Origin of the sequence: Roseobacter sp. AzwK-3b, assembly GCF_000170875.1 — a bacterium.
GTDB classification, from domain to species: Bacteria; Pseudomonadota; Alphaproteobacteria; order Rhodobacterales; family Rhodobacteraceae; genus Roseovarius; species Roseovarius litoreus.
This window is the reverse complement of record NZ_ABCR01000006.1, coordinates 220549-234641: the sequence shown is the minus strand read 5'-3', so window position 1 is coordinate 234641 and position 14093 is coordinate 220549. Positions and strand designations below refer to the sequence as shown.

The 14093-nt window shown below is 61.1% G+C and carries 13 protein-coding genes; 8 read left to right on the top strand and 5 right to left on the bottom strand.

Annotated features, from left to right (window positions below):
* The coding region (locus RAZWK3B_RS12835) for a polysaccharide deacetylase family protein (RefSeq protein ID WP_050774236.1) at positions 1-609 on the bottom strand (609 nt) is incomplete at its 3' end.
* Between the two features lie 254 nt (positions 610-863).
* Between RAZWK3B_RS12835 and RAZWK3B_RS12830 the strand changes: the two genes are divergently transcribed.
* Genes RAZWK3B_RS12830 through RAZWK3B_RS12815 form a run of 4 tightly spaced genes read left to right on the top strand, consistent with a single transcriptional unit; the run spans position 864 to position 4570 of the window.
* On the top strand, positions 864-1862 hold the full coding sequence (locus RAZWK3B_RS12830) for a TRAP transporter substrate-binding protein (protein ID WP_007815782.1): 999 nt from the start codon (positions 864-866) through the stop codon (positions 1860-1862).
* 14 nt (positions 1863-1876) lie between these two features.
* On the top strand, positions 1877-2377 hold the full coding sequence (locus tag RAZWK3B_RS12825; RefSeq protein ID WP_007815780.1) for a TRAP transporter small permease: 501 nt from the start codon (positions 1877-1879) through the stop codon (positions 2375-2377).
* Positions 2374-3654: a TRAP transporter large permease gene (locus RAZWK3B_RS12820; RefSeq protein ID WP_007815776.1), complete on the top strand. Its 1281-nt coding sequence runs from the start codon at positions 2374-2376 to the stop codon at positions 3652-3654. Before RAZWK3B_RS12825 ends, RAZWK3B_RS12820 begins: the two co-directional genes overlap by 4 nt.
* Positions 3655-3658: 4 nt before the next feature.
* Positions 3659-4570, top strand: a complete 912-nt coding sequence (locus tag RAZWK3B_RS12815) for a LysR family transcriptional regulator (protein ID WP_007815773.1) — start codon at positions 3659-3661, stop codon at positions 4568-4570.
* Positions 4571-4995: 425 nt separating this feature from the next.
* On the opposite strand, the gene RAZWK3B_RS20260 is transcribed toward RAZWK3B_RS12815, so the two are convergent.
* Both RAZWK3B_RS20260 and RAZWK3B_RS12805 read right to left on the bottom strand, forming a co-directional pair.
* Positions 4996-8439, bottom strand: a complete 3444-nt coding sequence (locus tag RAZWK3B_RS20260) for an AAA family ATPase (protein ID WP_007815769.1) — start codon at positions 8437-8439, stop codon at positions 4996-4998.
* Between the two features lie 3 nt (positions 8440-8442).
* Positions 8443-9687 carry a metallophosphoesterase gene (locus RAZWK3B_RS12805; protein ID WP_007815767.1) on the bottom strand — a complete coding sequence of 415 codons (1245 nt, stop codon included), beginning with the start codon at positions 9685-9687 and terminating at the stop codon, positions 8443-8445.
* 203 nt (positions 9688-9890) lie between these two features.
* Here RAZWK3B_RS12805 and RAZWK3B_RS12800 point away from each other — a divergent pair, with 203 nt between their 5' ends.
* Entirely contained in the window at positions 9891-10337 is a 447-nt protein-coding gene (locus RAZWK3B_RS12800) for an XRE family transcriptional regulator (protein WP_232279528.1), read from the top strand.
* 117 nt (positions 10338-10454) lie between these two features.
* Here the strand turns inward: RAZWK3B_RS12800 and RAZWK3B_RS12795 are convergent, their stop codons facing one another.
* Entirely contained in the window at positions 10455-10679 is a 225-nt protein-coding gene (locus tag RAZWK3B_RS12795; protein ID WP_007815764.1) for a hypothetical protein, read from the bottom strand.
* Between the two features lie 259 nt (positions 10680-10938).
* Here RAZWK3B_RS12795 and RAZWK3B_RS21200 point away from each other — a divergent pair, with 259 nt between their 5' ends.
* Positions 10939-11106, top strand: a complete 168-nt coding sequence (locus RAZWK3B_RS21200; protein ID WP_007815762.1) for a hypothetical protein — start codon at positions 10939-10941, stop codon at positions 11104-11106.
* 276 nt (positions 11107-11382) lie between these two features.
* On the opposite strand, the gene RAZWK3B_RS12790 is transcribed toward RAZWK3B_RS21200, so the two are convergent.
* Entirely contained in the window at positions 11383-11847 is a 465-nt protein-coding gene (locus tag RAZWK3B_RS12790; RefSeq protein ID WP_037295752.1) for an Lrp/AsnC family transcriptional regulator, read from the bottom strand.
* 274 nt (positions 11848-12121) lie between these two features.
* Here RAZWK3B_RS12790 and RAZWK3B_RS12785 point away from each other — a divergent pair, with 274 nt between their 5' ends.
* Positions 12122-13840, top strand: a complete 1719-nt coding sequence (locus RAZWK3B_RS12785) for a VPLPA-CTERM sorting domain-containing protein (protein WP_083799138.1) — start codon at positions 12122-12124, stop codon at positions 13838-13840.
* A 126-nt stretch (positions 13841-13966) separates the two neighbouring features.
* Positions 13967-14092, top strand: a complete 126-nt coding sequence (locus RAZWK3B_RS21845; RefSeq protein ID WP_007815755.1) for a hypothetical protein — start codon at positions 13967-13969, stop codon at positions 14090-14092.
* The last annotated feature ends 1 nt before the right edge of the window (position 14093 follow it).

Sequence of the window (14093 nt, the reverse complement as noted above, 5' to 3'; positions counted from 1 at the left end):
GTTGAATTCGACTGACATCGGGATGGCCATAATCTCGGCTTGGTCAAACCGTTGGACGTAGGGAAGGTCCTGATCCAGAACGTCTCCGTGCCACAGATAGCCATGATCGGCGAGCATCTTCTGGATCCGGGTCGAGGACGTCACCCGAGGGCTGATCCAGCCGCGCGGGCGTTGTCCGATGGCAGCTTCTATCAGCGCCGTGCTGCGCAGAATCGACCGCTCCGCATCTTCTTCCGAGAGCGTCGGGAACACCATGTCTTGCGCAAGGCCGTGACCGACAATGTCATACCCCTTGTCGGCATAGGCGCGAAGTTGCTCGGGAAAGGCCTTGGCGACCAGCCCCGAGGTCATCAGCGTTCCGGTTATGCCGTTACGTTCGAGAATATTGGCCAGCCGCGCAATGCCCTGCGCCGCGTTATAGCGCCCGTAGCTGTCGGCATTTGGATCGAACAGACCGTCTTTCAGCACATTGCCCATGGGACCGACCCCGGATGTCACGCCAGGCGTCCACATTTCGTAGGCGAGGTTGAAGACCACGGCGATCCTGCGGTCATCGGGCCATTGCAGATCTTGCGCGAGGGGCAGTCTTTCAAATGTCGTATCCATCATCCGGCGTCCAATCCACGGTCTGGTTCGTCACGTTCGCACTGGTCTTGCGCCAGTTTAAGGCTCTGTCTGCCCTGAGGAAACGTCATTCCTTTCACGCAAACCTGCACGGGGTTCAGTTTGGAATGTGCACGAGGTGCAGGCTATGGTGCGATTTATGCACTGTTTGCATCGGATGGGCTGTGTGTAGGCTGCGGTCAGACCTCCGGACCCGAGGAGATACCGGAGCTGGACGATCATCAAAGGGAGGATATCCGATGACGATGACTTTCACGCGCAGAGTGTTCGGTGCAGTGCTGACCAGCGTTGCCCTGACCGGAGCGGCACAGGCAGCAGAGATCGAATTGAAACTGGCATGGCTGACCGCCGACAGCCCCACGGATCCCTATGCGATCGCCGCCCACGCCTTCAAGGATGAGCTGGAGGCGGCACTTCCCGGACGGGTCGAGGTGCAACTTTTCCCGAACCGCCAGTTGGGCGACGACAAGGAAATCCTCGAGGGCCTACAATTCGGGACCATTGATCTGGGCATCATCACGAATGCCGTGGTCGCCAATCTCGAGCCGACCTACCAGTTGGTTGACCTGCCGTTCCTGTTCGGCAGCGCCGAGCAGGCCCACAGCGTTCTGGATGGCGCGGTCGGTCAGCAGCTTGCCGAAAATCTGAGTGCGCATGGCGTCGTCTCGCTTGGCGCTGCGGAAGGCGGGTTTCGCAACATGATCAACAATACGCGTCCGGTGCGCACGCCTGAGGATGTCGAAGGCGTGAAATACCGCACCATGCAGAACCCGGTCTTCATCGAGATGTTCTCGTCGCTCGGAGGCAGCCCGGTGCCGATGGCATGGGGCGAGGTGTTCACCGCAATGCAGCAGGGCACGGTTGACGGTCTGGAGATCCCCGCCTCGGTCGTGAACTCGAACAATTATGCGGACGTGACGAAATATCTCAGCTTCACGCGCCACACCTATTCGGCGATCCATCTGTTGATGTCCGAACGCAGCCTCGACAGGTTGCCCGAGGATGTGCAGCAGGCTGTGATGGACGCGGGGCGCGCTGCGATCGTCGAGCAGCGCAAGGCCGTCGCTGCGGCCGAAGCGGATGTTGTCGAAGCCCTCAAGGCGCAGGGTATGGAGATCAACGACATTGAAGACGTGAGCGCGTTCCGCGCCAAGGTTGGCCCGGTCTATGAGCGTTTCGAGCCGACCATCGGCGCGGAGTTGCTTGCCAAGGCGCTCGCTGCCGTGTCGTCGAACTGAAGAGACGGGGTCACGTGGTCCGGCAGATCGCCAACCTCATTTGCGCCACAAGCCGCGTCACCTCGCGGCTTGTGGCCAATCTGTGTGTTGGGGTGATCTTCGCGATGTTGGGGCTTCTGGTGACACAGGTTCTCATGCGCTATTTCCTGGGCGCCCCGCCCAGCTGGACCGAGGAGCTGGCGATCATCCTGTTTGCATGGCTGGTTCTGCTTTATGCGACCGTGGGTCTGCGCGAGGGTTTCCATGTCGCCATCGAGTCGATCCCGGCCCGGTTCGAGCGTCTGCACCGATGGGCCGACCGATTGGTTGCGGCTCTCTCAATTCTGTTCGGATATGTGACGCTGACGGCGGGGTTCGCCTATGTCGAGCGCACCACGGGGCAGAAGACCGCTGCACTGCAATTGCCGATAGAAATTCTGTATCTCTGCGTGCCGATCTGCGGGGCGCTGTTCATTCTGCACGGTGCTGCCCGGCTGATCGCACATCCGCCTGACGAGAACGAGGCGGGTTCATGAACACGACGGTTCTTGTTCTGGCTCTGGGTCTGCCGGTCATGCTGCTGATGCGAGTGCCCTTGGCGTTCGCCATCGGCCTGGCCACGATCGGCGCGCTTTGGAGCGCGGATATCGACATGATGATTTTCGCGCAGCGGATGGTGTCTGGCACGCAATCCTTCAGCCTTCTGGCCATACCGTTCTTCATTCTTGCTGGCGACCTGATGACCGCCGGAGGAATATCACGGCGACTGGTGGCCTTCGCCGATGTTCTGGTGCGCCACCGCACCGGGGGGCTGGGCATGGTCGCGGTTTTGGCGGCGGCCTTTTTCGCGGCACTTTCAGGGTCAGCCCCGGCGACCACCGCCGCCATCGGTGCGATCATGATCCCGGAAATGGAAAAACGCGGCTACTCGCGCGCCTTCGCCACGGCGCTTGCTGTCGCGGGTGGGATCATCGGCCCGATGCTGCCGCCGTCGATCCCGATGGTCGTCTGGGGGGTGATGTCCGAGACCTCGATCAGCCAGCTGTTTCTGGCGGGCGTCGTGCCGGGTATCCTATTGGCTTTCGGCCTGATGGTGCTGTGCTGGCACCACGCGCGCAAGCACGACATTGCACCGCAACCCAAAGCCAGCCGCGCCGAAGTCTGGTCCGCATTCAACGACGCGAAATGGGCACTGTGCGGGCCGATCCTTGTTCTGGGGGGCATCTATGGCGGCATCGTGACGCCGACAGAGGCGGCCATCGTCGCCGCTGTCTTCGCCCTTGTTCTGGGCTTCGGCGTTTACCGCGAATTGACGCTGAAGACCATCGTCCCGGTCACGCGCGGATCTTTGAAAACCATGACCATCGTGATGTTCATCATCGCGCTGGCGAATGGCTTTGGTTGGGTGATGGCCTTCGAGCGCATCCCCGGTCAGGTCACACAAGCCCTGGACGGGTTTTCCGACATGCCGGTGCTCTATCTCCTGATGGTCAACGTCCTTCTGCTCGTCATCGGGTGCGTGATGGACAACCTTGCGGCGATGATCATTCTGGCGTCTTTCCTCGTGCCAATCGGGGAACAGCTTGGCATGGACCCTGTTCAGTTCGGTGCGATGGTGGCGATCAATTTCACCATCGGCATGGCAACGCCGCCTTTTGGCTACACGATCTTCGTGGGGGCCGCGATCAGCGGCTTGAGGATCGGTCAGATCGCCCGACCACTGATGCCGATGCTGGGGGTGATGATCGCCGTGCTGCTGCTGGTGGCCTTCGTGCCTCAGGTGACACTGTCGCTCGTAGATCTGCTAAGGTGACGTCATGGTGAACCTGCGCAATTTCGATCTGAACCTGCTGGTGATTTTTCGCGCCATCATGAACCGTGGCTCGATCGCGGGGGCGGCGGAAGAGATCGGGCTGTCTCCGTCTGCCGTGAGCCATGCCCTCGCAAGGTTGCGGGTCATGCTCAACGACGAGCTGTTCTTTCGGACCGCCGACGGGGTCCGCCCGACCGACCGTGCCCGCGAGCTGAATTCGGATATCGAGCGTGGTCTGGGTTTCATCTCAACGGCGATTTCATTGCAACATCAGTTCGTCCCGGCCGACGCCGAGCGGGTCTTTACAATGCAGGTCGCCGATTATGTCTCGGGGTTTCTATTGCCGCGTCTGGCAGAAAGGCTGCAAGTTGAAGCGCCGGGTGTCTCCATCGACATCCTGCCGTTTTCCATTACGCCCGAAAGCGTCTGGGACCGCGTCGACATGCAGGTGCGGCTGACACCTGGGCGGCTTCAGCCCGAGATGGTCCGCTCGCAGCGTTTGCTTGCCGATGAAATCGTCGTTCTGATGCGCCGCGACCATCCGCGCGCCGGTGAGCCTATGACCGCTGAGCTTTATGCCGACCTGCCCCATGTGAAACTGTCGCAATCGGCCACAGGCACAACGGTGATCGACGATGCGCTGGCCGCAAGGGGGCTGAAGCGTCATATGGCGATGACGGTCGCAAGCTGGTTCGAGATCCCCGATATCGTCGCCAATTCCGACCTGATCGCCATTGCGCCCCGGCGGCTATTCTCGCTGGATCCAAGGCTGAACAACCTGCAAGCCGCGCCGTTGCCGTTGCAAGAGGTCGTGTTCTCGTTCGACCTCTGCTGGGATCTCAGAACGGAGCGCGAACCGGGTCAGAAATGGCTCCGTCAAGTCGTCTCCGATGTCTTTAAGGACGTTCGCGCATGATATGGGGGAAGCTTACTATCGCCAGCCGATTGGTCGCTTTGATCTCGATAGCTAGGCGTATCACGCTTGGGATCCTGTGGTAGGGAAGGAGATCTTGGAAGATAGCGACATGCTTCTGAGATGCGCAAGGAGATGAAAGCGGGAAATTGCATGCATCTTGCCAGCAGAATGATTCTATTTGGTGCCTCAATATGTTGGCGTAGGCACGAAAACGAGATCAGATCCCAAAGCGTGATCGGTTACAACGTCCCGATCGAAATGCCTGTATTCCGATGGCGTCACCAGCCCGTCATCATGTGACAGTCGGAAAGCTTCAGCCACTGGCGGTCGCAGGTCGGAGCGCAGAGCAGCTTCTTTGCGACCTGACTGATCTGGACTTGCCAGACAAAACGGAAATGAGGCTTTACTACTAGGCGCTTCGCGTTTCATTCCGGCAATTCATGGATGTGAACATCAGGACAAACGTCTCTTGCCATGTCCCGGAGATGGGCGTGGTGGGTCAGGTAGATCACTTGGCCACTCTTGCTCATCTTGGCCAAAAGGCCGAAGGCCTCGGCGGCGCGGTGATCGTCGAAACTTTCCATGATGTCGTCTGCGATGAACGGCACGGGGCCGCTGTTGCGGACGAACTCGTGATATCCGGCGATGCGCAGGGCCAGGTAGAGCTGGGCTCTTGCGCCTTCTGAAAGCTGGTCCGCGTGTTTGGAGCCGCCGTCGGTCGCCAGCGCGACCAGGATCTCGCCGGAGCCGTCTGGCTGTGCGGCCAGGCCTGAATAGCGGTTTCGCGACATGATGCGGAATGCCTCTGAGGCCTGATCGAGCATGCCGCTGCGGTGCGTATCGCGATAGCGTCCGAGGGCCGCGTCCACTGCGAGGATGCCGAGGCGTTGCCGCAGGTGACGCCGGGCGCCTTCCTCCATTTCCAGCAGCAGGGTCTGGCGCTGCTCGTCCAGCCGCGCCACGGCACCGTCACCGCCCACGGCGTCCACAGCCTCGGTGGCCTTGCGGAACTTGTCCTGTGCGTCTTCCTGCGTGGCGCGCAGCCTTTCCAGATCGTTTCGCAGGCTTTCCGCGCGGGCGGCGAGCGCATCGGCGTCTATCCCGTCGAGCCGCGTGCGCGCCTCGTCGACGGTGCTGCTGCGCATCCGGGCGCAGAGGTCTTCGGCCAGGTCGCGTCGTGCCGCGCGCAGTCTCGCCACGTCTCCAGCGCTTGTCAGCGCATCGCGCGCCTCTGCCCAGTTGGCGGCACCAAAATAGCGGACGAATTCATCGGTGCGTCCGTGGTGGAGCCTGGCCTGTTCTTCTATCTCGCCGAGGCTCTGGCGAGCTGTCATCAGGCGCTTCTCGATGTCGGCGCGCTGCGACTCCTCGCCTTTGGCTGTGCTCAGGCGTGTGGTGAGGGTGCGCCAGCGGTCCGGAACCGGATCGTCGACCGCCACCCCGAGCTGGTCCGCCAGTGCCGCGACGGCCTCTTCGAAGCGGTCGATATTGGCCTGCATGGTCTGCACGCGGTGGGCCAGGTCTGCGACATCGCGGTGATGGTCGCGCAGTCTGTTGAGCTCTTCCAGGATCGCGCGCATTTCGGCGACGCTCAGGGACGTCCCCGCCATCCAGGTTTCGGCGCAGGTGGCCTCCCACGCGGCGTGCCAGTCGGCCAGAGCGTCGGTGGCGGATTGCAAAGCGGCGTCGCGCCGGGTGAGGTCTTGCTGTGACTGGGCGACGGTTTCTTGCAGGGCCTCGATCTGGGTTGCGCGATCCAGGAGCGATTGTGCGGCTTCGAGCGCGGGGGCGAGGCCGGTATCATCTGGCATCGCGCCGCCCATACGGTTCAGCGCGCCCAGGAGGTCGGCCCTTGCCCGTGCGACGCGGTGTTCCTGTCGGGCCTGTTCGCGCAGGGCGCGTTCGTGGATGTCCGCCGCCTTTTGTGCCGCGTCCAGCCGATCCAGCCAGGCGCGCAGGGCTTGCATGTCCATGTCGGTGGGAAGCGCGCCGGAGATGGCGGCCACGGTCGCGCCGAGTTCCAGCGCGAGTGCGTGATGCCGGGATTTCGCATGGTCCGAGTGCTCTTGTGCCATTGCAACCTGACCTTCGGCCTCGGCCAGTTCGCGGTCGGCACCGGCCGCCTTTTCGGCCTGAGCGCGGTGCTGCGCGAGTGTGGCCGTCACCTGATCGTCGAGGCGCAGGGCCTCTTCGAAGCGGTCAGCGGTTTCCTCGGTCAGGGCGGCACGGTGACGCGACCATTCAGCTTCGCGCCGCGACCGGATTTGTGCGGCCTCTTCGATCGTCACCACGGGTTTGGACCCGATGGCATCGCGTTTTGCACGGGCCTGTTGAAGGGCGAGGCCGAGTTGATCCAGCCGGTCTTGCGCGCGTTCAGCGTCTCGGCCCGCCTTGGCGATATCGGTTTCGAGCCGTTCTAGGGTGGCGTGGTCGGGGCGCTTCAGATCCGTCAGCGCGGCGGCATCGCCCGTCCATGGGGCGAGGTTTGCCAGCGCGGCGTGCAACTCTGCCGCGCTCTCTTGCGTGCGTTCCTGCGCGCGATCGCATGCGCCGGTCGGGTCGTCGCGCCGGATACCCTGCACGAGGCCGTCGAGCCCACCAAGATCAGTCGCGTTGCCGCCCGCCTCTTGCAGGCGCTGTGCGGCGCGGTTCAGAGCCGCGCGGGCGTCTTCCAGTTCTTTCTGGGCGGTTTCACGGGCTGTTTGCAGGCCTGAATGCCGCTCGATCAGGTCGCGAATGCGGCCCAGAGTGCGCGCGTCTGGCAGGAGGGAGACAGGATCCACCCCGGTCTGCCCGAGACGCGAAAGACTTTGCTGCATCGCCTCGGTTCTCAAGGCGAGATCACCGTTGCGCTTGGGCAGGTCCTTGATCGCCTCGTCATACGCAGATTTCAGGGTCTCGACCTCGGCGATGCTTTCGCGCAGGTCTAGAACAGGCCGATCCGGCACGCAGTCTCGTAATTCTGCGTCAAGCCCTGCGACGGTCGTTTTCGCGGTCTCCAGCCGAGTGGTTATGGCGGCCTCGGTGCGGTCCAGCTCGGGAAGCTCTGCGAGCCATCCCTCGGGCGGGTCCGGCAATGCGCCATACCCGGCAATCTGCGCATCGAGGCGTTCCAGCCTTGGCAAAAGCGGGATGGCGGAGCTCAGACGCTCGGTCTCGATCACTCCGGCTTGCGCGGTCTCGACGGCCTGTCGCGCATCTTGCCACGCGTTCCGCGCGCTGTCGCGATCCGCCGACAGGCGGGCGTATTCGGCGGCGGCGGTGTCCAGCTCCTTGATCTGCCTGCCCAAGTCGTCGAATGCTGCACCAAGCTCGCGCAGGGCGCCTTTGCGCCCGGTCTTGTTCAGAAACGTCTCTGACTCGGTGCGCACGTCGTCGAGTTGCGTGGCGAGGTCGGTGAGGCCGGCGCTGGCTTGAAAGAGGAGTTCGCCGAGATCGCCCTTGCTGGCCAGGATGCTTTCGCCGCCCTCATCCAGCGTCTGCCGGTTGAGCGAGAACATCGCCGCGTAGGACGCGCGATCAAGCCCGCGCAGCCCTGCGTGCAGCAGTGCCTCGCCCACCGGCGCGCCGGTTTTGTCGAGCAGCGAGGCGTCGCGTTTCTTGACCCGGACGAGGTCATGCCTCCGCCCGTCGATTTCGAGCGCAGCCCCCAGTTGCATGGCCTGGTAGGAATGAAGGAACGCCATCCGGCTTTGGACCGGGATCTGAAACAGGAAATCCAGCCAGCCTTCGAGCAGAGTGGATTTCCCGGCCTCGTTGGGACCATAGATCACGTGCAGGTCGGCGCCGTCGTTGGCAGGGGATGGAAAGGCGAGGCTCACATCGGTGAATTTGCCGTAGCGGGTGAGGTCGAGCCGGTTCAGTCGCATCGCTCAGCCCTCGTTATCCTCAAGGCGCGCAAGCACCTCCATCGCGCCTTGTCGCATCGCCTCGGTGATGGCAGCGGCTGTCTGGTCCTCGGTGTCGCCCAGAAGCCCGCGCAGCTCACGCGGGAGGTGTTTCAGCAGGTGATCCACCTCGGCCTGCACAGCTGGAGCATCGGGGGGCATGCCGGCCTGCTCGATGATCCGAGCCAGTTCGCCCACCGCCCCGCCCGAAGAGGCGGTCGCGCCGGTGTCCAGTGCGACCTCGATCTTGTCGATCCAGAGCGTGCCGATCTGTTCCGCGACGGCCTGTGCCTCGGCGTGCAGCACGTCGACGTCGCGACCGGCCCTCCAAGCCAGCGGCGTCGTCCCGGTCAGGACTGGCCGGACGATCAGCTGTTCGCCCCCATGGTCGCGCCTGCCCGCGCGAATGGCCTGCTTCAAGGCTTCTACGAGTTCGGGCCATTCTGTGAGTTGGTCGCACTCTACTTGGAGCCGCTCGAATTGCGCCACGGCAAGTTGGCGTTCCGCAAGGTCGACCGACCCGTCATCCGCCACCGACACCAGCGTGACCGACCGGACCCCGGCTTCGCCAATGTCGCGCCCCTGAGGGATGCCCGGCATGACCACGGTCGTGGCTCCGGGATAGGCGACGCGCACATGGATATGTCCCAAGGCCCAGTAATCGAAGCCGGTGGCTTGAAGATCCGCCAGCGAGCAGGGGGCGTATGGGTCATGTCCCTGTGCGCCGCCTAGCGAGGTGTGCAGCATGCCGATGTTGAACGCGCCGCGCACCGGGGGGCGGAACCGGTCGAGCAACGTCTCGGGGGCGTGAGGGTCGCGGAACGAAATGCCGTGCACCGCGACCGCATGCCCAGCCCAGTTGGTTTCGATCACATCCGCCTTACCGGAAAACACGGTCACGCTGTCTGGAAATATGAGTTCGCGCGTGATCTTGGAGGCGGCGTCGTGGTTGCCTCGGATCACGAATGCCGGGATGCCCGCCGCCGCCAGCCGCTCCACCTCCTGAGCCAGAAAACGCGCCGTCTTCATCGAGGTCTGGCCGCTATCGTAAAGGTCGCCGGCGATCAGCAAGGCCTGAACCTCTTCGGACAGGCATAGATCGACGATCCGGCTGAAGGTGGACCGGGTGGCGTTGCCGACAAGCTCGGCCAGCCCTGCATCCCGAAGGGCTAGGGATTTCAGGGGGGAATCGAGGTGAATATCCGCCGTGTGAACGAACCTGAATGCCACCTCGACCCCGCGACGCTGATTGAAACTGTATGAGAGCTTGTGACGATGGAGCTCTGCCCGTCAAGGGCTGGTATGGCGTCTGTCCCGCAAACCGGAGTGTGGAAATGTAGATGTATCCCACTTTCCCGAACTCCCCACAAGCACCTATTTTATATAAAGAAAGTAAGCAGCGCGTGCTGCGTCACAGATGAGAGATGGGCGATATGACCAAGAAACCGTATCAGGATACTGAACTGGCCAAATATGTCGAACGCCGGGTGTTGGAGTTGAAATCGAAGAAAACACAGGTTGAGATCGCCTCTGAGGCAGGATACCCGAACGCGAACATGGTCAGCATGGTCAAGAGTGGCGCCAGCAAGCTCGCGCTTGATCGCGTGCCGTCCATGGCGCGCGCGCTCGAGTGCGACCCTGCCTATCTGATGCGTCTCGCCCTGGAGCAGGCCGTCGGGCGGACGGCGGCGGCAGCGGTGATCGAGATATTCGGTGAGCCTGTGACCGAGAACGAGCTGGGGTGGATCAAGGCGATCCGCACAGCATCTGACAATAGCGATCCGCACCAAGGCCGAGATGGACCGCATGATGCGCGACAACCTGATCGCCTGCCTGCGCGAGACACAGGGCAAGGTGTCGGGGCCGGGTGGGCGCGTTGAGCACGACCTCAGCCGATCAGCGGGCTGTCGCCCTTGCGCCGATGGTCCGGGACGGGCGCGGGCGGCAGGCAGGACAAGGAGGCGTCCAGCCCGCCGCTCTTTGGTTGCGGAACAGGATTACTCGGTCGATGTCGCTTGTGTGTCCTGTCCCAGTTCGCCGAGGCCAATGACGGTTGCCGAGCTGAGTTCGGTTCCGATATTGCCGGCCAGACCGTCAACACCGCCCTTGATTACAGCGACACCGCCCACGGCAAGGCCGACGACTGACGCGGTCAGCACCACCCAGTCCACCGTGACTGCGCCATCTTCTTCCGAGCGGAACTTTTTGAAAAACTTGATCATTTCTGTCTCCTGGATCTGATTTTAAGTCTTGTAGGTCGAGGCACCTGAAGACCGTTCGGACCGTGTCGTTCGGCGCCGGGCGGCTCAGGTCTGAGGCTTACAAAGCCCAAAGATATGGGAAAATTTTTGGCGCAAATGAAGTTTCCGAGTCCCGGATTTCGCCATTTATCCTCCGATAGCCGTGTCCCGAAAAGTCATGGACCATCGTCTGATCCCAAGCTGCGCATGGGGCGGTATAGCTGCTTTCAGGACAGGACATATGACGCTGTGGAAGGGCTTAGGGATGCGATGGCTGCAAGACTATATGATGGTAATGACGATGGCCGTTGCGATTGCGATCGGCGTTGCCGGGCTGTCGTCACTGGGTTTGGAGATCCTCAAGAGCGACTTCGCGGACGCGGTGTCGTCACTATCGAAAGAGCGATGAGGCGCCATAGGGCGCAAGGCGCGTCTCGATGTCGGGAAAATGGCGGGAATCCGTCTGAGCGCGCCGGATATTAATGGCGGGGTGGCCGAATTTCTCGCGGGTGTGACGCGGTTTTCTAGCGTGAGTCAGGGGAGAAAACGGGTGTTGCGCCGGGACTCACCCCCCGGAATGCGGATCGGGCCCATATCGAGGCGACCGAAGCCTCGGGGGCCAAGCGCATACAGGTGATCCTGCATGCTGTGCTGCCACAAGTGTTTCCGCAATTCGCAGCGCCCGTCAGGTACTGGTTTCAACCGGCATCGAAAAGCCGGTTTTGACACGGTTCATCACGGCACTGGTGCGAAACCGAAGGATGTTTTCTTCCTCGAAAAAATATTCCGACGTAAAGTTTTCGAAATCAGCCATATCACGGGCCGAGACGAGCAGAATGAAGTCCGCGTCTCCGGTGACGTAATAGCACTGCATGACTTCGGGGGCGTCGCGCATGCGCGCCTTGAAGTATTCCAGATCGGCCTTGCGCTCGCGCTGCAGGGAGACTTCGACGATCAGCATCAACCCACGTCCGATCCGAGTGGGGTCGAGGAGAGCGATTTCAGCTTCGATGACGCCAGACACGCGCAACCGGGCCAAACGCTTGCGGCACGCGTCAGGCGACAGGCCAACTTCCTCAGACATGGCCTCGGCCGTGAGACGGGAGTTTTTCTGAATTATTTCAAGAATACGGGAATCGAATCGGTCCATGCATCTTATGATTGCCAAAAAAAGGATGATGACGAAACGATTTATCGATTTTCGTCCGATAATCGGACGATTTGCAGAAGTTAGGCCAGAAATCGGGTCATTTTTAAGAAAACCGTCCGATATTCGATCCGACTTTTAACGTAGCATTTCGATAGGGCGCCGCCGATCCGGTGCTCGGAAATTTAGATCGACTAGAGCTGTATTCATTAATCCGGAGCCATCGCTCTGACGGTTCCACAAACGGAATAATTCCACGATCCGGATTTGCGGGTCGATGGGTGACTATACGCTGCCTGGTAATAAGAGACGGGCGATTTTTCATTCAAAGTCCTTATTCAAGGGAGCAAAATTAATGAAACAGGGATTTATAGTGCTAGGTGCGTGCCTCTTGCCTTTGGCAGCTCAGGCGGCGACCTACCAGCAGTCCGGTATCGTGCTTGAGACGGAAACCAGACAAAGCGCATGGGGGACCGGGAGCGCCGCAAGGTTGGCTGATACCGTATTCATCGGCCCTGACCCATGGAGCGAATCCAAAGAGTTCGGAGGCTTTGTCGGTGGCGCGACCTCTTTCAGCTATCCGAACCCGAAACGGATCGCGTGGAATATCTGTAACGCGCTGCCGTTCACAAGCTGCGGGAGCAGGCCGGCGGCGACCCTGACCACCAGGATTGACACCACCACGGGGGCAGAGGCATCGATTGCGACCTCCGGCAGGGCGGGGCTTGAGTTGAACTATGCGCTTGACGCAGGCTCGGTCGGATCGCGTCTGGAATATGTCGCACATGCCGATATTCCGGGCACACCCGTGAAAAAAGGGCAGATTGTCTCTCTGACCACAAGTGCCGAGCTGGTTTCAGGGTCTTTGGACTCTCAATCCCCGACCGCTGAAGCCTCTCTTGATGTGGTTGCGGATATGACCCTGGATGTGTCGACCACCGGCTGTGTTGTCGGAGGATGCTCATCCGGAAGTGCCAACCTGATCAATGTGGATGGCTTCCGCAAAGAGTTGATCTCGATTGATCCCAATGAAATCAATTACCTGGACGGGTTTCTGCCTGAGGCGGTGAAACTGTCCACGCCGATTGGTGATGTGCCTACGTCACTTGAAGCCGATCTGGTGACACGAAAGTTGGAGTTCAACACCAACGTCAACAACGACACTGGCGCACCGGGCGATCCGAACGACCCGAAAACCAAGAAAGAAACAGTTGTCGACTCAAGCGAAGCGGGAAGCGGCCTGTTTGTCGAACTTGCACGCGTCGACGCCAAAGTTCCCTTGTTGGCACTCGATGGCCAGACGAACGCCGGTGACGAGGACATCACACTTGACGGAACAGCCGATTTTCTTGCCCTGAAGGCCGATATCGATGGGTTGCTGACATATGCGGGCGTGCTTCCGCCGCTTGGCATACGTGCGGATTTCGGGCAGTTCGTCTCGGGGTCTGTTGACTTGCTGGATATCGAAGTCGGCCCCACCATCAGTCTGTTCCAGACCTTCCGGCTGACACAGGAGCTGATGGTCGATCTGTCCTTTGACAAGCAAGTTGACATTGCGGGCATCGGCCTCGCAAGCAGCTGGTCCGGTCTTTGGGAGGAATTGCCTGATTTCACCCTGTTTGGCACGACAGTGGCAACGCCCACGTTTTTCACGCAGGCGATGTTGCGCAGCACCACAGGCTTTGATTTCGGGGCCGAGTTCGATCTTGACCTGCTCAAGGGAAACTTGACCGTCGGCTCCGGCAGCTTCAATGCGTTCGAGGGAAATTTTGGCCCTGTATTCAACGTGGGTGGACAGAAAAGCTTTGGTCGCGTGGCCTTGTACGATGACACGTTCGCGCTTGGCGGATTCAACACGTTCGAGGGGCAGGCGATGACGTTCCTTGTGGGCAATGGCACATCGCCGTCGCAGATCCCGCTGCCTGCGGGGGCGTGGCTGCTGATCGGCGGGCTTGCCGGGTTGGGTATGCTGCGCAGACCCAAAAGGCGCGGGTGATCGGTGAGATATGGGGTGACGTCGATCCGTCTCTGCACCCATTCCGTTACACCTGTCAGCTTGTCACGCTCAGGATTGCCTTGTCGCTTCGGTGCAAGCGACCCGGTCTCGCGCCTGAGACGCACCATGTCATTGACAAACTTGATCGAAACGTACAGCCGGCCGTGCCGTCTCGGTGTGTGTATGGCCCTGCTCGACAAGCAGCACGGCACGTTCACGCAACTCTACCGGATGCGGCTTGCCTATATCTGAC

Coding starts and splice junctions, on each gene's coding strand:
- RAZWK3B_RS12830 (WP_007815782.1), top strand. CDS start 864: ATGACGATGACTTTCACGCGCAGAGTGTTCGGTGCAGTGCTGACCAGC.
- RAZWK3B_RS12820 (WP_007815776.1), top strand. CDS start 2,374: ATGAACACGACGGTTCTTGTTCTGGCTCTGGGTCTGCCGGTCATGCTG.
- RAZWK3B_RS12815 (WP_007815773.1), top strand. CDS start 3,659: ATGGTGAACCTGCGCAATTTCGATCTGAACCTGCTGGTGATTTTTCGC.
- RAZWK3B_RS20260 (WP_007815769.1), bottom strand. CDS start 8,439: ATGCGACTGAACCGGCTCGACCTCACCCGCTACGGCAAATTCACCGAT.
- RAZWK3B_RS12800 (WP_232279528.1), top strand. CDS start 9,891: ATGACCAAGAAACCGTATCAGGATACTGAACTGGCCAAATATGTCGAA.
- RAZWK3B_RS12795 (WP_007815764.1), bottom strand. CDS start 10,679: ATGATCAAGTTTTTCAAAAAGTTCCGCTCGGAAGAAGATGGCGCAGTC.
- RAZWK3B_RS21200 (WP_007815762.1), top strand. CDS start 10,939: ATGACGCTGTGGAAGGGCTTAGGGATGCGATGGCTGCAAGACTATATG.
- RAZWK3B_RS12790 (WP_037295752.1), bottom strand. CDS start 11,847: ATGGACCGATTCGATTCCCGTATTCTTGAAATAATTCAGAAAAACTCC.
- RAZWK3B_RS12785 (WP_083799138.1), top strand. CDS start 12,122: ATGGGTGACTATACGCTGCCTGGTAATAAGAGACGGGCGATTTTTCAT.
- RAZWK3B_RS21845 (WP_007815755.1), top strand. CDS start 13,967: ATGTCATTGACAAACTTGATCGAAACGTACAGCCGGCCGTGCCGTCTC.